We start from the raw sequence: 24,602 nt of genomic DNA on the forward strand, positions 1-24,602 counted from the left end.
ATTCTATTAAGACGCCGCAGGGCGAGGGGTGTTGGGTCGAGTGAAATCTACGGGCAATGTGATGGAGGCAGGCTGCGGACAACGTGATAGAGACGGGCTGCAGGCCAGTGAGTTCTGGGCATGCCGTAACGCGAGCCGTCTATGGGGGCCGGGGCGGGGCCGGCGTAAGGCGTGCGCCGGATGCTGACGAAGGGAAGGCGGGGGCTGTCGGCGGGCCATGTTTGAGCGGAGCCGCGCCAGCGGCGTAGCGAGTTTGGCCCGACGCCCGCCTGGACGAGGCAGATCCGGATCAAGCACGCCGTGCCGGCCCCGCCCCGGCCCCCATAGACGGCGTCTTCAAATACCAATACATCCCGCGCTGTATACCGTTTGACCAAAAATGCTCTAGAGGAGTCGCACGATGTGGTTCTGGATCAGTTGCTTTGCGGCCGGCGTGTCGTTGTGCTTGTTCAGCTGGGTGCTGACGCGGCCATTGCGTTTGCCGCCGCAGCCGGCAGGTGCTTATTCCAAGCACATCGGGATCAGGATGATCTGGCCCTGGGTAGCGGTGTTTGCAGCGGCCAGCCAGCCCTTTATTCCCTGGCCGATGCGCAAGGCTTTGCGCCAGCAGATACAAAAGGCCGGGCTCGATACCGCGTGGCACGCCGAGCACATCGTTGCCATGCAGATGCTGGCGTTTTCGTGTTGCGCTGTTCCCGCGGCGTTGGCCGCATGGATCTATTCCTCATTGACGCTTACCCATAGTGCAGCTGTAGCGCTGGGGTTGGGCGGGCTATGTCTGTGGTGGCCTAGGCGCTGGCTGGCGCAGGCCGGGTTGCGGCGCCAGCGCCAGATGTTGAAAGAGTTTCCGTTTCTGCTGGATATGACGACTTTATGCGTAGAGGCTGGGCTGAATTTGCAAGGTGCTTTGCAGCAGGCCGCCGCCAACGGCCCGCCTGGCCCCTTGCGGTATGAGCTGCGTCATGCTCTGGCCGATATGCGTGCAGGCATGACACGGCTCGACGCCTTGCAAAGCCTGGCCGATCGCACCGATATGCCGGCTGTTCGTCAGCTTGTAACGGCTTTGGGGCAGGCCGACCAGCTTGGCATGAGCCTGGGGCCGCTACTGCGGGCGCAGTCCGAACAGCGCCGGGCCGAACGCTTTTTGCGCGCTGAAAAACTGGCGCTCGAAGCGCCGGTGAAGATGCTGTTCCCCATGATCTTCTGCATCTTTCCCTGCACGTTTCTGATTATCGGTTTTCCCATCGTCGTTAAACTGATCGGGGTTGAATTTTGATTGCGGACCCCGGCGATTTAACGCTGTATGTGGCGCGAGGGTTTTGGGGCAGGCTGCGAGGTCTGCATGCGTACCCGGCCCTGGCGTTGAATCAGGGCTTATGTTTGACGCCGTGCAACGCTATTCACACGTTCGGATTGGCCCGCGCCATCGATGTGTTGTTCCTGGACGGGAACCGGCGCTGTTTGAAGCGCCTGGAAAACGTGGCGCCCAATCATATCGCCTGGTGCTGGGGTGCCGCGATGGTCGTTGAATTGCACGCTGGTTATTGCGCCCGTCACCCGTGCGCCATCGCTCGGGTTCAGCAAGCGTTGGCCTTGCAAGGCTCGCTGCGGCCTAGCGTGTCGGATCGGGCGTGGGGTAGTTGGTTCCGAAGACGCTGACGTACGTCGGATAAAAGCTGCAATACAGCAAGGCTGCCACGATGATATTGACGGGGGTCAGCAGTATCTGCACCGCGCCGTCGGCCATGCCCAGATCCACCATCAGGTTGCCCAGCAACTGTATGGACAGGAACACGGCGCCCCAGCTCAGGCCGTACACCAGGAAGGGCCATTTGTTGCGCCAGCAGGCCACCATGGAAAAGAACAGGGCCTGGCCCAGCCTGATTTTGTGCCAGCCTATCAAGGCTGGCGCGTGCCAGAAGAGGGCGGAAATAATGAGGTACAGAAACGCGAAGACCACAAAGGGGCCGCGTATGGCTTCCATTAGCGCCACCTCGTTAATGGTGGTGCTGTCGCCCACCGCCGCCATAATGCTGTCCATAAAGGGCAGTGTCGCCACGAATCCGCCCAGCAGGCAGCAGGCCATATAGGCCAGGCCCAGCCGTATCAGGCGTTTTCGCGTGTCGGTGTCGCGTAGCGGCTCCATCCACATGGCCAGGCGCATGGGTTGGCCGGCCGCAATATGGCGACAGGCGCACAAAGACATGAAGGTGAGTAGCGGCATTGCCGCTATCAGCACCATTTGGCCCAGGATGGGAATCAGGTAGGCGATGGTAATTAAAAAGCCCGTCACCAGGCTCCAGAAGAACATGGGCAGGGGTTGGCGCCCGAACAGGCGGGCCCCGTCCTGTATCCATTGCCAGCCGGCGGCGACGGGGAGTATGGCTGCTTGCATGATGAGCTGAAAATCCTTGGCCCGTTCAGGGCAGTGCGATAGCGACCATTTTGTACCGTTCGCGCAAAATCCGCTCGAAATGGCGTGGGTCGTGGGGTTTGAGGGTCTGGGCCGGCCGCGGCAAGAAATAATCGTACAGGCGCGAGACCCAAAAGCGTAGCGCGGCGGCCTGCAGCAGGATGGGCCAGGCGTGCTGTTCGGCTTCGGTGAAGGGCCGCACCGAGGCATAGGCCTGCAGCCAGGCATTCAGTTTTTCCGCATCGAACACGCCCGTGGTCTGCTCGATGCACCAGTCATTGACACTGACGGCAACATCGAAGAGCCACGTGTCCTGGCCGGCGAAATAAAAATCGATGAACCCTCCCATGCGGGGCATTTCAAATGTACCGTCAAAAAGCACATTGTCGCGAAACAGATCGCAGTGCGCGGGCCCGAAGGGCAGTTGCCGATAGATGCTGCCGGCGGCAAAGCGGGTTTGATCCGCCAGCGTGCGCTGTATCAGTTCGCTTTGCTCGGCGCTGAGAAAAGGCAGAAGCAAGGGTACGGTGCGTTTCCACCAGGGCAGGCCGCGCAGATTGGCCTGTTTGATTTCGAAGGACTGGCCGGCCAGATGGGCCTGGGCCAGCGTTGCGCCGGCCAGCGCACAATGCGCGGGGCTGGGTGCGGGCTCGTAACCGCCGCCCAGGCGCGTGACAATCACGCAAGGCTTGCCGTGCAGGGCCGTGAGCCGTTCGCCGCTGCGCAATGTTTGCGGCTGCGGCACGGGGATGTGATGCTGCGCCAGATGATGCATCAGTTCAATGTAAAACGGCAGTTGCTGCGCCGTCAGCACTTCGAAAATCGTTAAAACGTATTCGCCGTGGGTAGTCGTCAGGAAAAAATTGGTGTTTTCGATGCCCGCGGTAATACCGCGCAAGGAAACCAGTTCGCCCAGCGTGTATCGGGCAAGAAGTTCATGTGCGTCGTTTTCGCTGACGGGGGTAAAAACAGCCATTGGCGGTAAGCTCGGAGGTAAACAAACAAAACGCCCATAAAGGCGGGCGTTTGATTTTAGACCAGGATCGACGCTGGCGTTTTCAAGGGGCGAATCAGGTCTGGCAACTGGTACGTTTTGTAGCGGCACCCCTTGTGGGTGCCATCAATGGGTGCGACCAATCACTAGGTTTATTGCTTGAGCAGGTAGCATTTGGAATCCGCCACTTTGGTAAAGGCTTCCTCTCCGGGTATGGTGGCGACTATTTTCATATAGTCCCATGGCTTGGTGGATTCCGCGGGGGTCTTGACCTGCATCAGGTACATATTGTGGATGTATCGGCCGTCCTTGCGGATATAGCCGCTGTTATAGAAGTCGCTGATCTTCATGCTTTTTAGCGCCGCCATGACTTTGTCGCTGTCGACGCTGTTGGCGGCCTTCACGGCTTTCAGATAGGTTGAAACCGCCGAATAGTCCGCCGCTTGATGGGTGCTCGGCATTTTTTTCATTTTTGCGTAAAAGCGGTGAGCGAATTTCCGGGAAGCGTCATCCTTGTCCCAATACCAGCTATCGGTCATGAGCAGGTTTTTCGCTACGGCCAGGCCCAGGCCGTGGATGTCGTTGATCGTCATCAGTAGGCCGACCAGTTTCATGCTTTTTGTGATGCCGAAATCGTTGGCGGCCTTGATCGAATTGATGGTATCCGCTCCCGCATTGGCAAGGCCCAGGACCTGGGCTCCCGAGGCTTTGGCCTGCAAGATATATGAAGACATATCGGACGAATTGGGCGGATGCTTGACCGATCCGACCACGGTTCCACCGTGGGCAAGTATGACGGCGCTCGTATCGGTGAATAGCGAGTGACCGAAGGCGTAATCCGCAACCAGGAAATACCACGATTTTCCACCTTGCTTGATCACCGCCGAGCCCGTGCCTTTGGCCAGGGCCACGGTATCGTATTCGTAGCTGACGGTATAGGGAGTGCAGTCTTCATTGGTCAGGCGGGCCGTGGCGGAGCCAATATTGATATAAGGGACTTTCTTCTGGTTGATGATCGTGTTCATGGCCAGTGCCGTGGCAGAGTTGACTCCCCCGACCAGAAGGTTCAAGTGATCCTGGTCGATCCACGAGCGTGCAGTGGTTGCGGCGATATCAGGCTTGTTCTGATGGTCTGCCGACAGAACTTCTATTTTGCGCCCCAGCACCGAACCACCCGCATCGGCGACCGCCATTTTGATGGCCTCGAGCCCGCCGGGGCCATCGGTATCGGCATAGGGGCCCGACATGTCGGTGATGAATCCGATATGGATAGGCCCGTCAGCAGCTTGGGCTGTATTCCCGATGCCGGCTATTGCCAGCGCGGCAACGCTTAAAGCTAAAAGGGTTTTTTTCATGATTAGTCTCCGTCGTATTGAAATTCGTCGATTGTGGTTGGGAATGATTTTTTTCAGTGAGCTTTGGTTCAAGCCCTGTCTTGCTTTAGCAGTTGGGCGGCGAAATCCGCCCGTACGTCTTTGGCGGCCACCATTTCCCGCGCTACGCGATCCACATCGGCCCCTTTCGCTCCGGCCGCAATGGCGATATTTCGGGCATGCAAGGCCATATGGCCGCGTTGGATTCCTTCCGTGGCCAAGGCTCGCAAGGCGCCCATGTTCTGTGCCAGCCCGACGGCAACGGCAACTTCGGCCAATTCCTGCGCCGTTTTGATCTGCAATATCTTCAGGGACAGGCGCGCCAGCGGATGCGTTTTGGTCGCTCCACCTACCAGGCCAACCGGCATGGGCATTTCCAGGGTGCCGACCAGATCGCCGTTTTTAGCGATTTCCCAGGTGCTGAGCGATGTGTAGTGGCCCTGGCGGCAGGCATAGGCGTGTGCTCCTGCCTCAACGGCTCGCCAGTCGTTGCCGGTGGCGACAATCACAGGGTCTATGCCGTTCATGATGCCTTTGTTGTGGGTAGCGGCACGATACGGATCGATGGCGGCAAAGGCGTAGGCGTCGATGATGCCGTCAATTACAACCTCGCCTCGATAGTGCTTGCTCTCGAGCAGGGCGGCGGGAACCTGCACGCGGGCGCGGGCCAGGCGCAAATCGGCGAGGTTCGACAGAATGCGTAGCCGCACCGTGCCCCCGGTGATCTGTTCGATGCGTTGGGCCACGGCCTCGGCCATGGTGTTGACCGTATTGGCGCCCATGGCGTCGCGCACGTCCACGATCAAATGCACGATCACCATGGGACCGCGGGGCGTCTCGGAAAACACGTGTACCTCGATGTCCTTGCAACCGCCGCCTAAGCCGATCAGCACTTGATCGCGGCTGTTCGCGATATCAATGATTTCCTGGCGGTGATGCAGCAGGGCAAGTCGTGCGCCGTAGGGGTCGCCAATGCCCATGACCTGGACTTGCGCGCGCATGAGAGGGCCGGTGCTCGATGTCTGAAAGCCGCCCGATGCGCGTACCAGCTTGGCCATGAATGAGGCGGCCGCCACGACCGACGGCTCTTCCACCGCCATGGGCACCAGGACGTCGCGGCCGTTGATCTGGAAATAGCCGGCCACGGCGTAAGGCAGTTCAAATTTGCCGATCACGTTTTCGATCATGCCGTTGGCGGTTTCCAGCGGCAGTGCGCCGGACTGGGACAGCAGGGCGGTTTCCCGGGCGTCCAGGCCTGCTTTGGCGACGATGTGCGCCAATCGTTGGGCAGGATCGAGAGAGCGGAAATTGGGCAGACTTGAGTCGATGTTCATGGGTTTACGCTTTGGATGATAAATGGCAGACGCGAGCCTGTGGTTTCAGTGTTCGTAGTATAGGAACGGCTTGGGCCAATTTCATATGTAATAAAAACACATAAAGAATCTGTTTTAATGTGTAAATAAACAACGACAATGGTGAACATGGCAGCACATCCGGAAGACTCCGCGCCGCCCATCGAGCAGTTCGGGCTGGAGATTGTCAATTTTCTCTATCACGATGCCGATAAGCTTCAGTTTGCCGGCCTGATCGAGCGGGCGAAGTCCATCTCCGACCGGGCGGTTGGGCGGCGCCTGATGGACGCCATCGAGATGGGCATTACGCTCAAGGAGCGCTTCGCGCTGCATCAGCAGCGCGAGCGCGGCTTGCTGGCGTTGATCGAAACGGCCCAGGATTTGACGGCTATTACTGATCTGGATCGGGTTTTGCAGGCTATTGTGCAGCGGGCCCGTAAATTGATCGGCTGCGATGTCGGTTATCTTTCGATCTACGATCCGGAGCAGGATGATTTTTATGTGCGGGCGACCGACGGCGCATTTTCCGAAAAATTCAAGCAGGTGAGGGTGGGCCTGGCCGTTGGGATTTGCGGTTTCGTGGCGCGCACCAAGGCGCCTTATTCTTCGTCGGATTACGGCGTCGATAGCCGCTTTGCGCATACCCGCCTGATCGACACCGCTGTTCTCGATGAAAATATCAAATCGATTCTGGGTGTGCCGCTGCTGGCAGGCGAACAGGTCATCGGCGTGTTGTTCGTCGGTGACCGGTATATTCGTTCGTACGTGGCCTGGGAAATGTCCATCTTGTCGACGCTCGCCGCCCATGCCTCAGTGGCGATCGGCAATGCCCGCCTGTTTGAACAGGCGCAGATGGCGTTGGAGCAGGCCAGCCGGACCAACGTGCTTTTGAGCAGGCAAACGGCCGACACCCGCAACGCGGCCGAGGCCCACGAGCAGTTGACGGCGCTGGCTGCCAAGGGCGGGAGCTTAAAAGATATCTGCGATAAGGTGGCCGGGATGCTGGGCGGCCATGTGGTGGTTTATGACGGAGGCGAACAAGAGGTCTGTGCGTCGGCCGGTTCACCCTGCCGTTTGACCGATGAAACGGATCCATCGTCTGCACGAGACTACGAGCAGGCAGACCGGATTCATGTGGCGCTAGGCGAAAGCCGCATTCTGGGCCGTTCCGTCATCGCCTTTGACCGCCCCTCTCAGGTTTGCCGAGTGTCTGCGATGATAGGCGGGCGCGGCATGTTGGGCGGTCTGGTAATTTATACGGCGATGCCTCTTAACGATGTGGCTATCCGGATCTTTGAGCGCAGTTCGATGGTGACGGCAGTGGTGCTGCTGTCGCAAGAGCATAGAGAATTGGCCGCTCTGGCGCAGCTCCCAACAGTGCTGCGCGGTTTGGTCAGCGCTGCACCGCGTGATTCGCAGTTCCTTGTGGATCAGGCGGGGCTTTATGGCCTGGATTTATCGTTGCCCATTTGCATGGTGGTGATTGAAGCCGATGCCAACCGTTATGCCCTGAGGCGGTTGCGGGGCGAGTTTCAAATGCCGTCGGTATTGTTTGGCGAAATGGACGGCCTGCTGGTTTTTTTCTGCCATGCCTCTTCCGCCGGCGCGTTGCGGCAGGCCCTGCAGCTGTTTTTTCTAAAGCAACTGCGTGTGCCACTGACCGGGGTCGTGTCCGTTCCCGTTGAGTCGCCTGTCGGGTTGCCCCGGGTTTACGACGACGTAAGGCATTGCCTGAGGTTTCTGAAATTGTTGAATCGTAGCGGCTCTCTCTTCCTGCAGCAGGAACTGTCGCTGTATTCCGTTTTATTCGACAAACAGAACAATGAGGATATCCGTGTGTTTCTTGCCTCTACACTCGGCGGTTTGTACTGCGGTCAGGAGGCTCGGAAAATTGAACTGGCTCAAACCTTGCTGGCTTATCTGGACCACGGTCATAATGCCCGCACTGCCGCCGAGAGCATGGGTATTCATATCAATACTTTTCGCCAGAGGCTGGCGGCCATCGATGTTTTATTGGGAAGCTGGCGCGGTTCCACGCGTGCCCTGGAAATCCATATGGCGTTGCGGCTATGGCGTTTGAGCCAGGAGCAGCAGTTTGCGGCATGAATGCCGATCACTTTTTACTGTCATCACCCCTCTTGAATGCGTTTTGTGAATACGAAATCTGAAAAACCTGAACCTTCGGCGATACGAAACCCGGCCGACTGGCGGCTATGCGTTGCGCCCATGATCGACGTGACGGATCGGCATTGCCGCTATTTTCATCGTTTGCTGGCGCCCCAGGCCCGCCTGTACACCGAGATGATCACGACCGGAGCCCTGATGCATGGCGATGTGGCGCGCCATCTGGATTTCGATCCGTCCGAGCAGCCGGTGGCCTTGCAGTTGGGGGGAAGCGAGCCGCAGGCTCTGGCCGATTGCGCGCGTTTGGGCGAGCAGTGGGGCTACGATGAAATCAATTTGAATTGCGGCTGTCCGTCCGAGCGTGTGCAACGCGGCGCATTTGGGGCTTGCCTGATGGCCGAGCCCGACCTGGTGGCCGATTGCATCAAGGCCATGCAGGATGCCGTGGCCATACCCGTTACGGTCAAACATCGATTGGGATTGGATTACGAAGATTCCTATGAGTTCGTGCGCGATTTCGTGGGCAAACTGCATGCGGTGGGTTGCCGTGTGTTTATCGTTCACGCCCGCAATGCAGTGCTCAAAGGTCTGTCGCCCAAGGATAATCGCGAAAAACCGCCTTTGCGCTATCAGGATGCCGCCCGGCTGAAGCGGGATTTCCCCGATAGCCGGATTGTGTTGAACGGCGGCATTGCCGAAGCGTCCCAGGCTGTCGCATTGCTGGATCAGTACGATGGCGTGATGCTGGGCCGGGCCGCCTGGCACAACCCGGCGGTATTGTCGGAAATAGCGCGGCTCATCGATCCGCAAGTCCGCCTGGTCGAGCCTGCCCAGGTCGTTCATGCGCTAAGCGCCTACGCCATGCGGGAAATCAAGAAAGGGGTGCCGTTAAGAATGATCGTACGCCCCATGCTGGGCTGGGTGAGCGGCCGCACTGGTGCGCGTCACTGGCGCCGCACCCTGTCTGATCCGCTGCTGCTCAACGACAACAATGTCGACCTGATCGAGCAAGCCTGGTCGGAGCTGATGATGAACGCCGATGCGTGAGCGCGTGCAGCGAGTTGTGTAGTGCCGGAGGTGGTGTATTTTTGTAGCGGCACCCGTTGTGGGTGCCACCGCCCCACCCACTCCCAAGCAAACCCCCTACGTGGCTGCCGCCTCGCTGTCGGACGGCCAATCGCGGATGTAGGCCTTGAGCATATTGTTCTCGAATTGCTGCGCCGCAACAATCGCCTGGGCCATATCGTAGAAAGAAATGACGCCCAGCAACATGGGGCCATCCATAACCGGTATGTACCGTGCGTGCTTTTCCAGCATCAGGCGCTGCACTTCGTCGGCATCGGTATTGGGCGAGACGCTGACCGGCGCGTCGTCCATAATGCTGCGTATTGTGTTGTCGCCCGTATTGCCGTTGTTGCCGTGCAGGTGGCGGATAATTTCGCGGAAGGTAAGCATGCCGGTTAGCAGGCCGTGATCCATGATGACGAGCGACCCTATGTCTTGTTCGCTCATGGTTTCCAAAGCCTTGATAATGGGCATGTCAGGCGTGGCGGTATAAAGGGTATTGCCTTTTACGCGCAGAACTTCACTGACTTTTAACATCGCTGATCTCCGAAGCGGCGCTTGCCGACATTCTATTTTGCACCATAACCGGCGTTTCAGGTAGCGCCTCGCCGGGCTCGATGATTTCGTCAAGTTTGACGGTTTGCGTCAGTGAGCGGCATAGGGCTTGCATCAGCACCTGATCCTGCTCCAGGCGGATCTGGTTGCGGTCGATAAGCAAGGTGTCGACAATGGGCCCCAGCCCGGCTTGACGCATGTCGCAGGACAATACCCATTGCTCACGCCCCTTTTCATGGCCTTGCACGATATAACCCAGATCTTTCAGGGTGTCGAGCACCGAGAGCAGCTCGTTCTGATCGAGATGTAAGTGGGTGCTCAGGTAGCGCACGCTGCGCCCGGGTGGCAGGCTGCCCTGGGCGCCGTGGAGCAGCCGCAAGACATTGATGGCGTCGATGAAGGTGGCACCGGCCTGGCGGTTTTCGGCCCAGCGGCGCAATCGCATCAGCGGCAAGGTAGCGGCAACCGTGGCGCCGAACAATATCGCCAGCCATGACAGATAAATCCAGAGCAGGAAGATCGGCAGGGTGGCGAAGGCGCCGTAGATAACCATGTAAGACGGAAAACGGGCCAGGTAATAGGCAAAGCCGGCCTTCATGATTTCCAGGACTATCGCCACACCAAAGCCGCCCGCAAACGCATCCTTGCCTTCGACCTTGCGGTGGGGCACCAGCATGAACAGGGCGGCAAACCCCAGCGCCGTCGCGAGCAGTGGAATGAACGACAGGGCAAAGCCTAACAAGGTCGATAGCTGAACGACCCGCCCCAGCGATTCATGAGCCAGATATGATGTCATCCACAGGCTGGCGCCGGCCAGGATCGGTCCCAATGAAAGAATCGCCCAGTACACCAGCATGCGCTGGCCCAGCGGACGTTGGTGGCTGACGTCCCATATGTCGTTTAACGCGCGGTCGATCGTCATCATCAACAAAATCGACGTTACGATAAGAAACGCGCTGCCAATGGCCGTCAGACGCGAGGCCTGCGCGGCAAATTGGTTCAGGTAGCTCATGACGGTGTCCGACACCGCGGGCGGCATTAGATTGTTGCCCAGGAAATCTTCCAGGGCCAGCTTGAATTCCCCGAAGAGCGGAAACGCCGTGAAGAGCGCGAGCACGACCGCCAGCAGCGGGACAATGGCCAGTACGGTGGTGAAGGTCAGGCTGGAAGCAACCTGTGCAAGCTTTTTTTCGCCTGCGCGGCGGACGGCAAAGCGCAGCACTTTACTGGCGCTGGCGCGCCAGCCCAGTTCGTGCAGCGTCGGTGTGACGGCCGCATCGGAGCCTGGGGTGATGGCGGGCGCGGCACTGTCGGCCGCATCGGCGTACGGATTCAAGTTCTGCATTCGAGCGATAATAACAGCATGACTACGCAACTAAACCCTCGTTTACGCTTTGTCGCCGGTGCAAGCCTGGTGGCCCTGATTGTCCTGTGCCTGGTCTGGGAGCTGAAGGCGGCGCCGCTGCGTCCGGGTGGATCCTTGTTTGTGCTCAAGGTTTTTCCGCTGTTGCTGCCCTTGCGCGGGGTGTTGAAGGGCCGTGTTTACACCATGCAATGGGCCGCCATGCTGATTTTGCTGTATTTCATGGAGGGTGTAGTGCGGGCCTATTCCGATCCTGTATCCATGTCGGTGGCCATGGCCTGGGTTGAAATTGTTCTGTCTGCCGCGTTTTATTTTTCCGCCGTTTTTTATGTCCGGCCGGCGAAACGGGCGGCCAGGGCCAAGAAACGCGAGGCCCGGCACGAGGCGGCATCATGAAACTCGATTCGATTACGCAACTGAAGGTTGTCAATTCCTTTGCCGAACTGCCGCCTGCCTTCTACACCCGTCTGGCCACTCAGCCCCTGACGCAGCCGCGCTTGTTGCACGTCAATCCGGCCGTGGCCGACCTCCTGGGGCTATCGGCACAGGCCTTGGCCGAGCCGGCGTTTCTCGATGTCTGTGCGGGCTCGCAGCCGTTGGCCGGCGGTAAAACCCTCTCGGCCGTATACAGCGGCCATCAGTTTGGTGTGTGGGCCGGGCAATTGGGCGATGGACGCGCTCATTTGCTGGGTGAAATCGTCAGCCCCGCGGGGCATTGGGAATTGCAGATCAAGGGCTCCGGCCATACTCCCTATTCGCGCATGGGCGACGGGCGCGCGGTGCTGCGCTCGTCGGTGCGCGAATACCTGGCCAGCGAGGCGATGGCCGGCTTGGGCATTCCCACCACGCGCGCCCTGGCGCTGGTCGTGTCCGACGATCCGGTCTATCGCGAAACCGTTGAAACGGCGGCGATCGTGACTCGCGTTTCGCCCACTTTCGTGCGCTTTGGCTCGTTCGAGCATTGGCATGCTTCGCCCGAAAACCTGCGCGCCTTGCTCGATTATGTGGTCGACCATTTTTATCCCGAGTGCCGCGACGGCAAGGCGGGCGAATCAAACACGCCGGCCGATGTCGCCTTGCGGTTTTTAAAGACAGTCACCGTCAAGACCGCCGAGATGGTGGCCGCATGGCAAACCGTGGGCTTTTGTCATGGCGTCATGAACACCGACAACATGTCGATTTTGGGGCTGACCATGGACTACGGCCCTTTCGGTTTCATGGACGCTTTTCAGGTCAACCATGTTTGCAACCATACCGATACGCAAGGACGTTACGCCTGGAACGCTCAGCCCGCCGTTGCGAATTGGAATTTATACCGCCTGGCCAACAGCCTGGTGGCGCTCGATATCGAACCCGAGGCCTTGAAAGCTCAATTGGCGCATTTTGAGCCGGCGTTTTTAAATGCCTATCGGCGGCGCCTGGCCGACAAGTTTGGTTTACTGCAGTGGCAGGAGGGCGACGAAACTCTGGTGGATGAATGGTGGCGCCTGCTGCACACGAATCGGGCCGACTTTACGCTGAGCTTTCGACGCTTGTCGCAGGCCCCGCAAGACGCCGCGGCGTTCCTGGCCCTGTTCGATGACCGCGCCGCTGCTTTGGCCTGGCTCGATCTGTACACGCGGCGCCTGACTGACGACGGGCTGGCCGATGCGGAGCGCCGCGCGCGCATGGACCGGGTCAACCCTTTGTATGTGTTGCGTAACCACCTCGCGGAAGAAGCCATACGTGCGGCCAAGCAGGGCGATGCCGGTAAAATTGATGTCTTGCTTGGGCTCTTGCACGATCCATACACCGAGCGCGAGGGCCATGAAGCGTATGCGGCGCTCCCGCCCGACTGGGCCTGCCGGCTGGAGGTGAGCTGTTCTTCCTGAGAATCCCTTATAAGTGATGGCATAATCTGGCTTACCAGATATTCTCGTTTTATTACCCTTCACGAACCCCTATCGCGAACCCCTATGTCCGGCAGCACTCTAGGCAAGCTTTTTTGCGTCACCAATTTTGGCGAGTCCCACGGCCCGGCCATCGGTGCGGTGGTCGACGGCTGCCCACCGGGATTGGCGCTGTGCGAGGCCGACATCCAGCTTGAGCTCGACCGCCGCCGTCCCGGCACTTCGCGGCACGTCACGCAGCGCCAGGAGGCCGATCAGGTGGAGATCCTGTCCGGGGTGTATCAGGGGCTCACGACCGGGACGCCCATCGCCTTGCTCATACGCAATACCGACGCTCGCAGCAAAGATTACAGCGCCATTGCCGATACCTTTCGCCCGGGCCACGCCGACTATACCTATTGGCGCAAATTCGGCGAACGCGATCCGCGTGGGGGAGGCCGTTCGTCGGCACGCCTGACGGCGCCTTCGGTGGCGGCGGGTGCGATCGCCAAAAAATGGTTGGCCCAAACGCATGGCATCGTTATTCGCGGTTATATGAGTCAACTGGGGCCCATCGCCATCCCCTTCGAGTCCTGGGACGAGGTGGCCAACAATCCTTTTTATGCCCCTAGTGCCGCGATTGTTCCCGAGCTGGAGGCTTTTATGGATCAGTTGCGCCGCGATGGCGATTCGATCGGCGCCCGCATCGAGGTTGTGGCCGAAAACCCGCCTGCGGGGTGGGGCGAGCCTTTGTATGATCGGCTCGACGCCGATATTGCCCATGTCATGATGGGGTTGAATGCGGTCAAGGGCGTTTCGATTGGAGCCGGGTTCGACTGTATTACGCAGCGCGGTTCGGAGCATGGCGATGAGATTACGCCGCAGGGTTTTCTAAGCAACAATGCGGGCGGCGTGTTGGGCGGGATTTCTTCGGGGCAGGCCATTACCGTTAGCGTGGCGATCAAACCGACGTCCAGTATCCGCATCGAGCGTCAGTCCATCAATCGCGCGGGCGATCCCGTTGTTGTGCAAACGTTGGGCCGCCACGACCCCTGCGTGGGGATACGCGCTACGCCTATCGTTGAGGCCTTGCTGGCTATTGTTTTGATGGATCATGCCTTGCGCTTTCGCGCGCAGTGCGGGACGAATGGTCCTGCAGCGGCGCCCTTGTAGCGCCACCCCTTGTGGGTGGCATCAACGCTTCAAACTAACCTGATCTTGCCTAGAACCTTTTTTCTAGCCCCGCATCGTGGCCAGTCAAGGCGGGTCGGGCTCGGACGGGCACGGTTCTGGCTGCGCCAGAACTCCCCGCGCGCAGAACCGGCTTCGGGGCGGCGTGCGAACTCGTGGGGCGAATAGCCCACTGGGCTATTCGCAAGCGTCCCACTCAAACAGCGCACGCCTTGCATCCCCGAAGCCGGCCCTGCGCGCGGCGCGCCCGAATCGCCCGCCCCGCCTTGACTGGCCACGACGCTCGTGTAGTGGGTGTTTGTGGGGTCGTCGGTGATTCTGGTTGACGTGACCGCCGCTTGTAGCGGCAGCCCTTGTGGCTGCCATCGGCGCTTTATAAATCCCGCCCCGGTCATCAACGATTCTGGCAGCCACAAGGGCTGCCACTACAAAACGTACCCGCTGCTCACGTAGCGGCACCCCTTGTGGGTGCCATTGCGGCCGTCAGGCCTGTGGTTTATAGGCAGTGACGTCGATTTCCACTTTGGCATCTATCATCAGGCGCGCTTCGGTGGTGGATCGGGCTGGCCGGTTTGCACCCAGGCACTCCATGTACACCCGGTTGAAACTGCCGAAGTCCCGGGCATCGGCCAGCCACACAGTGGTTTTGCAGACATCGTCCAGCGTGCAACCGGCCAGCGCCAGAGCTTTTTCCAGGTGTTTGAATACCTGACGGGTCTGTGCTTCGATGCCCCCTGAAACTACCTGTCCTTCTTCGTCGGTCGGGACTTGGCCCGACACGAAGACAAAGTCTCCGGCGCGAACGGCCGGCGATAGCGGGCGTGCCTGCCGGTCCGAGGCCGTGGGCGCCTGCCCCAATAATTGAATGGAAGCCATTTATTTTTCCTTTTTGTAAAAAAATTACAGGAAAACCCTGATGTGGAGGGTATTGACGTAGATTTATTCGGTGATTAGCATTCTATTTGTAATTTTATTACTAAAAGGTGCCACGATGCAATCTTCCCGTTTCAGCAAAAATAGTCTGTTTCTTGAGCAGCACAGTCCGGCTCGGCGCAAGATTTTATGGATGGGCGCCGCGGGCCTGTCGGCCGCCGTGTTGGCCGGAAACAAGGTTTTCGCCGCAGGCAAGGATCAGTCCGCCAGCCTGGCGATGATAGGCGATCCGCAAACCCTCGATCCCATGCTGACCACGGCGGATCTGGTGGGCACCATCATGCAGCATGTTTACGAGCCGCTCTATACCTTCGATGCGAAATGGAATGTGGTTCCCATGCTGGCGGTGGCGCTGCCGGTCATTTCGGATGACGGGAAAGTATTTGAAATTGCCTTGCGCGAGGGAGTGAATTTTCATAACGGCCAGAAAATGACCGCGGAAGATGTCGTGGCCTCGCTTGACCGGTGGAGCAAGATATCGCCGCGCGGCAAGGCGGTTGCCAAGGAAATTGCCGAGATAAAAATAATATCGCCTTCCAAGATTGCCATACATCTGAATAATCGGTATGCGCCTTTGCTGGCTCAACTGGCGTTTTCCTCCAGCATGGCGGCCATTATGCCCAAGAGCACGATTGCCGCGCAGCTGACCCAGTTCATTGGAACGGGGCCTTATAAATTGAAAGAGCGCCGCCCCGATCAGTACACCATATTGGACCGCTTCGATTCTTATTCGGCGCGCACGGAGGCGCCCAGCGGCTACGGTGGCCGGCGCACCGCAGTGATCAAAGAGCTGCGGTTTGTTCCGGTGCCCGATTCGAATACGCGGGTCGAGGGCGCCTTGTCGGGCCAGTTTGCCTACGCCGATTTGTTGCCGGTAGAGTCTGTGAAGCGAGTTGAACGCGGCGGCGCGTCCGTTGTGCCTATTATCACCAAGAATTTTGGCTTTCCTTATCTGGTCTTCAACACCAAAGAGGGCACGCTGCAGTCGCAGCCCATGCGCCAGGCGGCGCAGACTGCCATGGGGACCGAAGAGTTGCTGGCTGCCGCATTTGGCGATCCGCGCTTCTTTATCGTCGAGCCCAATTTCTTCCCGAAAGGCACGCCATATTATTCGGATGCGGGCGCCGGGCATTACAACAATAACGATCCCAAGAAAGCCGCCGAATTGGCCAAAAAGGCGGGTTACGCCAATAAGCCCATACGCATTCTGGCAAGCCGGCAGTACGAGTTTCACTACAACATCGCCATGGTTCTGGTCGAACAGTTCAAGCGCGCCGGGTTGGCGACCGATTTGCAGGTGGTCGATTGGGCCACGCTGCTGCAGCGGCGCAATGATGCCAAGCTGTGGGATATCTACATTACTCATTCGGGTCTGTTCCCCGAGCCCATGCTGTCGCCTCCGCAACTGGGGTCCGGTGCGCCGGGCTGGTGGGAATCGCCCGAAAAGGCCGCCACCATCAAGGCTTTCAACGATGCGGTGGACTTGAACAAGCGCGGGCCTTTGTGGGGCGCGGTGCAAAAAGTCGTTTACGATCAGGTGCCGTTCGTTGAGCTGGGCAAGTTCAACAGCTTGTCGGCGCGGTCGAGCAAGCTGCAGAATTTCGTGCCGGGGGCCTGGCCGTTCTTCTGGAACGCCACGCTCGCCTGACGGGCGTCCACACGTATGATCTCGTCCATAAAGTTCTTGTTCGCGCGTACCCTGGGCGCCTTGATGGTGCTGGTGATCGTGGCGATTCTGGTCTTTTCTCTGGTGCATATGGCCTCGGGAGACCCCATCGCTGTGCTTCTCGGGGATCAGGCCACAGCCAGCGACATCGCGCAAGTTCGGGCCATGTATGGACTTGATCAGCCCTTGTGGACCCAGTTTTTTCTGTGGGTGCAGCAAGTGCTGCACGGCAACCTGGGCACCTCCTTATTCTTGCAAAGGCCCGTGGCTCAGGTATTGATCGAGCGGGCCGAGCCCACTTTGCTGCTGGCGTTTTTCTCGGTTGTGATTGCCACGTTGATCGGTGTGCCTTGCGGAGCCCTGGCGGCGGTTTGGCGGGGGTCGAAGATAGATCAGGTGGTCAGTGCCGTGGCGATGCTGGCGGCCAGCGTGCCCAGCTTCTGGATGGGCTTGATACTGATCCGGGTCTTTGCCGTGCAGATGGGCTGGTTTCCGGCTTCAGGCTACGGGCCGCCCGAAGCCAGCCTGGCGGGGCGCATTGACCATCTGGTGTTGCCGTCCGTTGTGCTGGGCGTATTGAATTCCGCCCTGATCATTCGCTTTACCCGGGCCTCGATGCTCGACACCCTGGGCGAAGATTATGTGCGTACGGCTCGCGCCAAGGGCCTGTCGGAAACCACAATCATGGTCAAGCACGTGATGAAGAATGCGCTGATCCCCATTGTGACGGTCATCGGCCTGACGGCGGCGCTCATGATAGGCGGCACCTGTGTGACCGAGACGGTTTTCAATTTGCCTGGGGTAGGGGGACTGGTGGTGCGCGCGGTGCTGCGCCGCGATTATCCGGTTATCCAGGGCACGTTGCTGGTGGTGGCGTTTATTTATGTGCTGATCAATTTCTTTATTGATTTTTTATATACCGTTATCGATCCGCGAATCCGCTTGCGCAAGTAACCCACGGCCATGACCCTATCCTCAACAAAATCAGACAGCCGTTTCAAATACCTGGCACGCCGCTATTTCGCTCGCCGGGTGGTGTTGTTTGCAACAGTGCTGCTGGCCATTGTGGTGCTGGTGGCGGTCAGCATCTCCTGGTTGTCCCACGTCGACCCCAACTCCATATCCATTATGCAGCGCCTCAAATCGCCGTCCCTGTCGCATTGGGCAGGCACCGATCAGTTGGGGCGCGATGTTTTTCTGAGAATGGCCTACGGCGGGCGCTATTCGCTCACCATCGGTTTTGTGACGGCGTTTGGCGCCGTTGTGATCGGGACGTTCCTGGGCATGGTGGCCGGCTACTTCCGCTGGGCCGATACGCCGATCATGCGGGTCGTCGACGCCATGATGGCCTTTCCCGATATTCTCCTGGGTATCGCGCTGGTCGCCATTTTGGGGCCGTCGCTTTGGAACGTGGTGCTGGCTTTGGTGATTGTTTATACCCCCAGGGTTGCCCGGGTGGCGCGCGCCTCGACCCTGGTGTTAAGAGATCTGTTATATGTGGATGCCGCCCGGGCCATCGGCACGCCCACGTGGAAAATCCTTTATCTGCACGTGCTGCCCGGCCTGATTTCGCCCGTTCTGGTGCAGCTGACTTTTATTTTTGCGTATGCCATTCTGGCCGAGGCGGCTCTGTCGTTTCTGGGGGTGGGCGTGCCGCCTTCCATTCCCACTTGGGGCACGATGATTTCAGGCAGCCTGAACTACTCCGACCAGGCGTTCTGGACGATTATCTATCCCGGCCTTGCCATTGTGGTGACGTCGCTCTCCTTGCAGGTTGCCGGCGATGGCATACGCGATTGCCTGGACCCCAAGCTCAGGAAGGCCGCATGACGAACTCATCCGACAGCAATGCCGTGCGTATCGAGGTGGAGTCCCTGTCGACCTCGTTCATGACCGATCACGGGCGGGTGCAAAGCGTGCGCGACGTATCGTTTGCGATCCCCTCTGGCCAGACCCTCGCTTTGGTGGGCGAATCGGGCTCCGGGAAATCGGTGACCAGCCTGAGCCTGATGGGCCTGCACGCGCGTACATCGCTGCCTGAAGTGGGCGGCCGCGCCCTTTTTTTGCGGCGCAATGGCCAGCGGGTCAGCCTGTTCGATTTGCCGGAAAAAGAGTTCCGCACCTTGCGCGGCAACGAAATGGCCATGATTTTCCAGGAGCCCATGACCAGCCTGAACCCGCTGTTGACCGTAGGCGAGCAGATTGCCGAGGCGACCCGCCTGCATTTGGCTTATGGTCGCAAGGAGGCGTGGGCCCATGCCCAGCGCATGCTCGATCTGGTGGAGATCCCGGCCGCTGCGCGCCGGGTCAGCGAATACCCGCACGAGCTCTCGGGCGGCATGCGCCAGCGGGTCATGATTGCCCTGGCTATGGCGTGTTCGCCCACTTTGCTGATCGCCGACGAGCCCACCACGGCGCTGGATGTCACCATCCAGGCGCAGATCCTGGCGCTCATCGGGCGGTTGCAGAAGGAGACGGGCATGAGCGTTTTGTTCATCACCCATAATCTGGGGGTGGTGGCGCAGTATGCCGATAATGTAGCGGTCATGTATGCCGGAAAAATAGTCGAAATGGGAGATGTCAGGCGCGTGTTCGCCAAGCCGGCGCATCCTTATACCCAGGCCTTGCTCAATTGCCTGCCCGCGATGGCCAAGAAGGCGAATGTTCGCGACGGCCACGGACGATTGCGCCTGGCGGCCATAGAAGGGCAGGTGTCGAGCCCCTTCAATATGCCGCCGGGTTGTGCGTTCAGCCCGCGTTGTCCCTTGGCCGATGCGCAATGCGATGCCGCCGCACCGGAGTCGACTCGCCTGGAGAACCAGGGCGGGTATGTGCGCTGCTTCAAGGCGCAAGGAGTGGTGGCATGAGTGCGCTGGAACCCTTGGTGGAAATTCAAGGCCTGAGTAAAAATTTTGGCCCGCGCGCGGCACCGGTCCAGGCGGTCAGCAATGTAAGCTTTTCCATTATGAAAGGTGAAACGGTTGGCCTGGTGGGGGAATCGGGCTCGGGCAAAACGACGATTGGGCGCATGCTTAGCCGGCTAACCGATCCTAGCGCGGGCCACATGTGGTATCACGGCGTGCAGCCCGCCGTGGATTTGGCCGTGCTTAGCCAGCGTCAATACCGCTCGCTGCGTGCCGAAATCCAGGTCGTGTTTCAAGACCCCTACGCGAGTCTCAACCCGCGCATGCGCATCCGCCAGGTTTTGGGCGAGGCGCTGGATGCGCATGGTTTGGCCGTCGGCTCGGCCCGCATGCCGCGGATTTACGAACTGCTAAAGCAGGTCGGCTTGAACGAAGAGCATGCAGAGCGTTTTCCGCATGAGTTTTCGGGAGGCCAGCGGCAACGTATCGGGATCGCCCGGGCGCTGGCGGTCGAGCCCAAATTCATTGTGGCCGACGAACCCTTGTCGGCGCTGGATGTGTCGATCCAGGCGCAGGTCATTAATTTACTGGGCGACATCAAGGACCGGCTGGGCCTCACCATGCTGTTGATCTCGCACGATCTGGATGTGGTTGAATATCTGTGCGACCGGGTGGTCGTACTCTATCTGGGCCGAGTCGTGGAGATCGCGCCGACCCAAAAGCTTTATACCCAGGCCTTGCACCCCTACACTCAGGCCTTGCTGGCCGCGTCGCCGACTCCCGATCCGGAGGTGGCGCGTCCGGTTCAGGTGCTCGAGGGGGATTTGCCCAGCCCGGCCAATCCCCCCTCGGGCTGTGTATTCCGGACGCGTTGTCCTTTGGCCGAAGCCCGTTGCGCGCAGGCCGATATGACGTTGCGCGAGCACAGCCCCGGCCACTGGCAGGCATGCTGGCGCAATTTTTAACCGAATCGGGAAAGAATCAAAGGTGGGAATCGATATGAGCATGAATCCGAAAAACAGCTTGAACCGCGGCTTTAAAGGCTTTCCGTATGCGGCCAAGCCGTGCTCCGCCGACGAGATCGGCCAGTACGGCTGGAATCTGTATGGCGATGACCTGCCTTACCCCATGGCGGTCATCAAAGAGGCCGAGCTCGAGCATAATTTGCGCTGGATGCAGGCGTTTGCCAAAGAGCGAAATATTTTTATCGCGCCGCACGGCAAAACGACCATGTCGCCTCAGCTGTTTCGCAGGCAGCTTGAAATGGGGGCCTGGGGCATGACCTTTGCCACCGTGTTTCAGATCAATGCCGGGCTGGAAGCCGGCGCCAAGCGCATCATCATTGCCAACCAGGTCGTGAATGACGCCGATCTGGATTCGCTTGCCTACCTGCTCGAAGCCGATCGCGAGTTGCACGTGTGGTTTTTGGTCGATTCGCTCGCTCAGGTCGACCAGATCGAATCGTGGGCGCAGCGGCGCGCGAAGAAGCTGCGTTTCGACTGCCTGCTGGAAGTGGGTATCGAAGGCCAGCGTACCGGCTGCCGGACCTTCGATCAGGCCATCGAACTGGCCGGGTGCATTCGAAGCTCTGCCAGCCTGGCTCTGGGGGGAATAGAGTGTTACGAAGGCGGCCTGGCGCATTGTCAGAGCGAACATGATCGCCACGAGGTCGGGGTGCTGATGGCGCGTGTGGAAGAAATTACCAAAGCGTGCGATAGGCTGGGCTTTTTCGAAGGGGATCAAATCATACTCAGCGCGGGCGGGTCGGCGGTGTTCGATCTGGTCGTGCCCGGGCTCAGATTGTCCTTGTCCAAACCGGTGGCGGGCGTTTTACGCTCGGGCTGCTACATCACGCACGATCACGATTTTTATTCGAAGATGCTGCACAACGTCGAGCAGCGTGAAGGCTTGAAGGCAAGCCTATTGCCCGCCCTGGAAGTCTGGGCCATGGTGCAGTCGGTGCCTGAACCCGGTCTGGCCATTTTAAGTTGCGGCAAACGGGATATTTCCTACGATTTGTCGTTGCCCATCGTCACGCATTACGCCGCCAAGGGCCGCCGTGAAAAGGTGCCGGCTCCTGCGGATTGGGCCATTTCGGCGCTTAACGATCAGCACGCTTATTTGCGTTTTGCGCCAGGCCCTCTCGCCCCGCGGGTCGGCGACCGGATCATCATGGGGATATCGCATCCGTGCACCACTTTTGATAAATGGACCTGGATGCCTGTTGTTGACGCGGCGGGTACCGTGGTCTCGGCCATTACGACACGTTTTTAGGGACTAGGGCGATGATCAACGCGACGTCGACCGGTTTGCTGCGCCAGCTTCAGGAATCCGCCACGCAGGTTTCAAAGGCTCAGCAGCGGGTTTTGCAAGTCATTCTGGCGGACCCGAATGCCATTGTGAACAGCACGATCGAACAGATTGCCATGAGCGCCGGCGTTTCCATGCCTTCGGTTATCCGGGCCTGCCGTCAATTCGGCTACACCAGTTTCCGCGATTTCATGCTTGCGTTGGCTCAGGACCTGGCCGTGTCGAATCACTATCTGCATCGCAGCGTGTCGATCGAAGATACAGGCCCCGATGTCGCCAGCAAGATTGTGCAAAGCGCGATTTCCTCGCTTGCCGAACTGGAACGTCATCTGGATATCGCGGTGCTGGATAAGGTGGCCCGGAAGATCGCGAATGCCTCGCGCGTCGATTCTTATTCGGTGGGCTCGACATCGGCGTTCATGTCGCAAGAGCTGCAAACGCGCCTGTTTCGCCTGGGCATCAATGCCAACGCCTTTGCCGATCCGCATCAACAACTGATTTCGGCCAGCACGCTGGACGAAAACGGTATCGCATTCGTTATCTCTCATGTAGGCAGCATGCCGTTCGCTCTGGAAGCCGCCCGGTTGGCCAAAAGCCGCGGCGCGACGGTGGTGGCGTTGACCCAGGCCGACACGCCGCTGGCCGATTTGGCGCATATGACGATTGCCGTATCGGTTCCTCAGGACGCCATCATGCGTGTCAGCACGGAGGCCTATCTGGCCCACTTGCTGGTCATAGAAATACTCATGGTGCGCGTCGCTCAGAACCTGGGTCCGGAAACCATCCGCAAGCTCAGGCAGTTCAAGCTTGTGCTTGAGCGGCATGGCGTAGATAGTGCTTTACACACGGATATTTATTGATGTTGACTGTATTGAAAAACGGGCTGGTCTGCGATGGCTCGGCCGCCGGCGCGGTTAGGGCCGATGTCTGGATCGAGGACGAGAAGATAGTGGCGGTGTTGCCTGCGGGCGATCTGCCCCCGGGGTTGTCCGGCGCTTCGGTTTCGTCGCCGGATTGCGTCGACCATGATTGTACGGGCTTGGTCATCGCGCCCGGCTTTATCGATGTGCATACGCACGATGACGCCATCGTGCTCGATCACCCCGACATGCTGCCCAAGCTATCGCAGGGGATTACCACGGTGGTTGCCGGCAACTGCGGTATTTCGCTGGTACCCATGGTGACTGACGAGCCTCAGTCTCCTTTGTCTCTGTTGGGGCACGGGCAATTCCGTTTCAATTCTCTGAAGGATTATCGGGACGCGGTGAATCAGACCCAGCCCGGCGTGAACGTGGCGGCGCTTATCGGCCACACGACGCTGCGGATGCTGGCCATGGCCGACCTGAGCCGCCCGGCGTCGAGCGACGAGATCAGCGTGATGAGCCGGATGCTCGATGATGCCATGAGCGAGGGTGCCTTGGGCCTGTCTTCGGGTGTGTTTTATCGCCAGGCCTATGCGGCGAACGTGGAAGAATTGACGGCGCTGGTGAAGGTCGTGGCACGTCACGGGGGTGTGTATGCGACGCATATCCGCGATGAGATGAGAGGCATTATCAGTGCGATTGAAGAGGCGGCCTTGACGGCCCGCGTTGCGGGGGCGTTTTTGGTGCTGTCGCATCATAAGTGCGCCGGTCCGGAGAATTGGGGCCGCACGAGCGAAACTTTGCCGTTGATTGAAAAGCTGGCGCTGACGCAGCCCATCGGTATGGATGTGTATCCGTACGCCGCGGGCTCCACGGTGCTGAGGGAAGATCTGGTCGATGGGGTGATCGATATCTTGATTACGGGCAGCGATCCGCATCCCGAGATGATTGGGCGTTATCTGAAGGATGTGGCTGACTTGTGGGGAGTCTCGCAGGTTCAGGCCTGCCAGCGTTTGCAGCCTGGCGGCGCGTGTTATTTTCAGATGCAGCAAGACGATGTCGACCGGGTGGTGTGTCATCCTTTGTCCATGATTGGGTCCGACGGTCTGCCGCACGACAAGCGTCCGCATCCGCGTTTGTGGGGCGCTTTCCCGCGGGTCCTGGATCAGTATTGGCGAGTGAAGGGAACGCTGCCTTTGGAGCAGGCGCTGCACAAGATGACGGGGATGTCGGCGGGCCGCTATGCGTTGCATGGGCGGGGTTATTTGAAGCCGGGTTTTTTTGCCGATATTGTGGTTATCGATCCGGACAAAGTGGGCGATCGGGCGACGTATGCGGAGCCCGCGCAGTTCAGCGAAGGGATTGAGCAGGTGTGGGTGAATGGCCGCCTCAGTTTTGTTGGCCGGGATAAGAGTATTGTGGCCAGGGCCGGGCGCTTTGTGATGCGTGGTTCGTAGCGCCATTCGGTATCGCCACTTCGTATCCCTACTTCGTATTATCGCCATCCTTGTAGCGCCACCCCTTGTGGGTGGCATCAACGCTTCAAACTAACCTGATCTTGCCTAGAACCTTCTTCTAGCCCCGCATCGTGGCCAGTCAAGGCGGGTCGGGCTCGGACGGGCACGGTTCTGGCTGCGCCAGAACTCCCCGCGCGCAGAACCGGCTTCG

22 protein-coding genes are annotated in these 24,602 nt (G+C 59.2%); 15 read left to right on the forward strand and 7 right to left on the reverse strand.

The genetic code is table 11. From position 1 onward, the window contains the following. The first annotated feature begins 400 nt into the window (after positions 1–400). Together EDC26_RS15135 and EDC26_RS15140 are read left to right on the forward strand one after the other, a co-directional pair. Positions 401–1,276 (forward strand): type II secretion system F family protein, encoded by an 876-nt coding sequence (locus EDC26_RS15135; protein WP_132584122.1) that lies wholly within the window; start codon positions 401–403, stop codon positions 1,274–1,276. A 29-nt stretch (positions 1,277–1,305) separates the two neighbouring features. Further along, positions 1,306–1,659, forward strand: coding sequence for a DUF192 domain-containing protein (locus EDC26_RS15140; protein ID WP_243700936.1), 354 nt, complete (start codon positions 1,306–1,308; stop codon positions 1,657–1,659). Here the strand turns inward: EDC26_RS15140 and EDC26_RS15145 are convergent. From EDC26_RS15145 to EDC26_RS15160, 4 genes are all read right to left on the reverse strand, one after another. Next, entirely contained in the window at positions 1,613–2,395 is a 783-nt protein-coding gene (locus EDC26_RS15145; RefSeq protein ID WP_132584124.1) for a BPSS1780 family membrane protein, read from the reverse strand. The two genes, EDC26_RS15140 and EDC26_RS15145, sit on opposite strands and share 47 nt — an antisense overlap. Positions 2,396–2,420: 25 nt before the next feature. Continuing rightward, positions 2,421–3,389, reverse strand: a complete 969-nt coding sequence (locus EDC26_RS15150) for a homoserine kinase (protein ID WP_132584126.1) — start codon at positions 3,387–3,389, stop codon at positions 2,421–2,423. 170 nt (positions 3,390–3,559) lie between these two features. Further along, entirely contained in the window at positions 3,560–4,762 is a 1,203-nt protein-coding gene (locus EDC26_RS15155) for an ABC transporter substrate-binding protein (RefSeq protein ID WP_132584128.1), read from the reverse strand. 68 nt (positions 4,763–4,830) lie between these two features. Then, a complete protein-coding gene (locus EDC26_RS15160) occupies positions 4,831–6,114 on the reverse strand; it encodes a hydroxymethylglutaryl-CoA reductase, degradative (protein WP_132584130.1) in 1,284 nt (427 codons plus the stop codon). A 147-nt stretch (positions 6,115–6,261) separates the two neighbouring features. Between EDC26_RS15160 and EDC26_RS15165 the strand changes: the two genes are divergently transcribed. Continuing rightward, complete coding sequence (locus tag EDC26_RS15165) at positions 6,262–8,238, forward strand: helix-turn-helix domain-containing protein (RefSeq protein ID WP_165931047.1); 1,977 nt, start codon at positions 6,262–6,264, stop codon at positions 8,236–8,238. Positions 8,239–8,319: 81 nt separating this feature from the next. Further along, a complete protein-coding gene (dusA, locus tag EDC26_RS15170; RefSeq protein ID WP_279432686.1) occupies positions 8,320–9,303 on the forward strand; it encodes a tRNA dihydrouridine(20/20a) synthase DusA in 984 nt (327 codons plus the stop codon). A 96-nt stretch (positions 9,304–9,399) separates the two neighbouring features. Here the strand turns inward: dusA and EDC26_RS15175 are convergent, their stop codons facing one another. Further along, positions 9,400–9,858: a CBS domain-containing protein gene (locus EDC26_RS15175; protein ID WP_132584136.1), complete on the reverse strand. Its 459-nt coding sequence runs from the start codon at positions 9,856–9,858 to the stop codon at positions 9,400–9,402. Continuing rightward, positions 9,842–11,212 (reverse strand): YihY family inner membrane protein, encoded by a 1,371-nt coding sequence (locus EDC26_RS15180; RefSeq protein ID WP_207915168.1) that lies wholly within the window; start codon positions 11,210–11,212, stop codon positions 9,842–9,844. Before EDC26_RS15180 ends, EDC26_RS15175 begins: the two co-directional genes overlap by 17 nt. 27 nt (positions 11,213–11,239) lie before the next feature. Here EDC26_RS15180 and EDC26_RS15185 point away from each other — a divergent pair, with 27 nt between their 5' ends. From EDC26_RS15185 to aroC, 3 genes are all read left to right on the forward strand, one after another. Then, on the forward strand, positions 11,240–11,635 hold the full coding sequence (locus tag EDC26_RS15185) for a DUF2069 domain-containing protein (RefSeq protein WP_132584140.1): 396 nt from the start codon (positions 11,240–11,242) through the stop codon (positions 11,633–11,635). Next, positions 11,632–13,110 (forward strand): protein adenylyltransferase SelO, encoded by a 1,479-nt coding sequence (locus tag EDC26_RS15190; protein WP_132584142.1) that lies wholly within the window; start codon positions 11,632–11,634, stop codon positions 13,108–13,110. The genes EDC26_RS15185 and EDC26_RS15190 overlap by 4 nt, the downstream gene beginning before the upstream one ends. Before the next feature lie 84 nt (positions 13,111–13,194). Beyond that, positions 13,195–14,280, forward strand: a complete 1,086-nt coding sequence (gene aroC, locus EDC26_RS15195; RefSeq protein ID WP_132584144.1) for a chorismate synthase — start codon at positions 13,195–13,197, stop codon at positions 14,278–14,280. A 501-nt stretch (positions 14,281–14,781) separates the two neighbouring features. On the opposite strand, the gene EDC26_RS15200 is transcribed toward aroC, so the two are convergent. After that, positions 14,782–15,174, reverse strand: coding sequence for a RidA family protein (locus EDC26_RS15200; RefSeq protein ID WP_132584146.1), 393 nt, complete (start codon positions 15,172–15,174; stop codon positions 14,782–14,784). 115 nt (positions 15,175–15,289) lie between these two features. On the opposite strand from EDC26_RS15200, the gene EDC26_RS15205 reads away from it, so the two are divergent. From EDC26_RS15205 to EDC26_RS15240, 8 genes are read left to right on the forward strand one after another with little or no spacing between them, the layout of a single operon-like run. Next, positions 15,290–16,879, forward strand: coding sequence for an ABC transporter substrate-binding protein (locus EDC26_RS15205; protein WP_207915170.1), 1,590 nt, complete (start codon positions 15,290–15,292; stop codon positions 16,877–16,879). 15 nt (positions 16,880–16,894) lie between these two features. Beyond that, on the forward strand, positions 16,895–17,851 hold the full coding sequence (locus tag EDC26_RS15210; protein WP_132584148.1) for an ABC transporter permease: 957 nt from the start codon (positions 16,895–16,897) through the stop codon (positions 17,849–17,851). Between the two features lie 9 nt (positions 17,852–17,860). Continuing rightward, positions 17,861–18,727 (forward strand): ABC transporter permease, encoded by an 867-nt coding sequence (locus tag EDC26_RS15215; protein ID WP_132584150.1) that lies wholly within the window; start codon positions 17,861–17,863, stop codon positions 18,725–18,727. Continuing rightward, the gene (locus EDC26_RS15220; protein ID WP_132584152.1) at positions 18,724–19,764 is read left to right on the forward strand and encodes an ABC transporter ATP-binding protein; all 1,041 of its coding nucleotides are present in this window, start codon (positions 18,724–18,726) and stop codon (positions 19,762–19,764) included. The genes EDC26_RS15215 and EDC26_RS15220 overlap by 4 nt, the downstream gene beginning before the upstream one ends. Next, positions 19,761–20,726: an ABC transporter ATP-binding protein gene (locus EDC26_RS15225; protein WP_132584154.1), complete on the forward strand. Its 966-nt coding sequence runs from the start codon at positions 19,761–19,763 to the stop codon at positions 20,724–20,726. The genes EDC26_RS15220 and EDC26_RS15225 overlap by 4 nt, the downstream gene beginning before the upstream one ends. A 40-nt stretch (positions 20,727–20,766) precedes the next feature. Further along, positions 20,767–22,035, forward strand: coding sequence for an amino acid deaminase (locus EDC26_RS15230; RefSeq protein WP_132584156.1), 1,269 nt, complete (start codon positions 20,767–20,769; stop codon positions 22,033–22,035). An 11-nt stretch (positions 22,036–22,046) separates the two neighbouring features. Further along, entirely contained in the window at positions 22,047–22,931 is an 885-nt protein-coding gene (locus tag EDC26_RS15235) for a MurR/RpiR family transcriptional regulator (protein WP_132584158.1), read from the forward strand. Beyond that, entirely contained in the window at positions 22,931–24,391 is a 1,461-nt protein-coding gene (locus tag EDC26_RS15240; RefSeq protein ID WP_132584160.1) for an N-acyl-D-amino-acid deacylase family protein, read from the forward strand. The genes EDC26_RS15235 and EDC26_RS15240 overlap by 1 nt, the downstream gene beginning before the upstream one ends. Positions 24,392–24,602 lie beyond the last annotated feature (211 nt).

The organism is Paralcaligenes ureilyticus (assembly GCF_004346225.1).
Lineage (GTDB): Bacteria > Pseudomonadota > Gammaproteobacteria > Burkholderiales > Burkholderiaceae_B > Paralcaligenes > Paralcaligenes ureilyticus.

Coding starts and splice junctions, on each gene's coding strand:
- EDC26_RS15135 (WP_132584122.1), top strand. CDS start 401: ATGTGGTTCTGGATCAGTTGCTTTGCGGCCGGCGTGTCGTTGTGCTTG.
- EDC26_RS15145 (WP_132584124.1), bottom strand. CDS start 2,395: ATGCAAGCAGCCATACTCCCCGTCGCCGCCGGCTGGCAATGGATACAG.
- EDC26_RS15150 (WP_132584126.1), bottom strand. CDS start 3,389: ATGGCTGTTTTTACCCCCGTCAGCGAAAACGACGCACATGAACTTCTT.
- EDC26_RS15155 (WP_132584128.1), bottom strand. CDS start 4,762: ATGAAAAAAACCCTTTTAGCTTTAAGCGTTGCCGCGCTGGCAATAGCC.
- EDC26_RS15160 (WP_132584130.1), bottom strand. CDS start 6,114: ATGAACATCGACTCAAGTCTGCCCAATTTCCGCTCTCTCGATCCTGCC.
- EDC26_RS15165 (WP_165931047.1), top strand. CDS start 6,262: ATGGCAGCACATCCGGAAGACTCCGCGCCGCCCATCGAGCAGTTCGGG.
- EDC26_RS15175 (WP_132584136.1), bottom strand. CDS start 9,858: ATGTTAAAAGTCAGTGAAGTTCTGCGCGTAAAAGGCAATACCCTTTAT.
- EDC26_RS15185 (WP_132584140.1), top strand. CDS start 11,240: ATGACTACGCAACTAAACCCTCGTTTACGCTTTGTCGCCGGTGCAAGC.
- EDC26_RS15190 (WP_132584142.1), top strand. CDS start 11,632: ATGAAACTCGATTCGATTACGCAACTGAAGGTTGTCAATTCCTTTGCC.
- aroC (WP_132584144.1), top strand. CDS start 13,195: ATGTCCGGCAGCACTCTAGGCAAGCTTTTTTGCGTCACCAATTTTGGC.
- EDC26_RS15200 (WP_132584146.1), bottom strand. CDS start 15,174: ATGGCTTCCATTCAATTATTGGGGCAGGCGCCCACGGCCTCGGACCGG.
- EDC26_RS15205 (WP_207915170.1), top strand. CDS start 15,290: ATGCAATCTTCCCGTTTCAGCAAAAATAGTCTGTTTCTTGAGCAGCAC.
- EDC26_RS15210 (WP_132584148.1), top strand. CDS start 16,895: ATGATCTCGTCCATAAAGTTCTTGTTCGCGCGTACCCTGGGCGCCTTG.
- EDC26_RS15215 (WP_132584150.1), top strand. CDS start 17,861: ATGACCCTATCCTCAACAAAATCAGACAGCCGTTTCAAATACCTGGCA.
- EDC26_RS15220 (WP_132584152.1), top strand. CDS start 18,724: ATGACGAACTCATCCGACAGCAATGCCGTGCGTATCGAGGTGGAGTCC.
- EDC26_RS15225 (WP_132584154.1), top strand. CDS start 19,761: ATGAGTGCGCTGGAACCCTTGGTGGAAATTCAAGGCCTGAGTAAAAAT.
- EDC26_RS15230 (WP_132584156.1), top strand. CDS start 20,767: ATGAATCCGAAAAACAGCTTGAACCGCGGCTTTAAAGGCTTTCCGTAT.
- EDC26_RS15235 (WP_132584158.1), top strand. CDS start 22,047: ATGATCAACGCGACGTCGACCGGTTTGCTGCGCCAGCTTCAGGAATCC.
- EDC26_RS15240 (WP_132584160.1), top strand. CDS start 22,931: ATGTTGACTGTATTGAAAAACGGGCTGGTCTGCGATGGCTCGGCCGCC.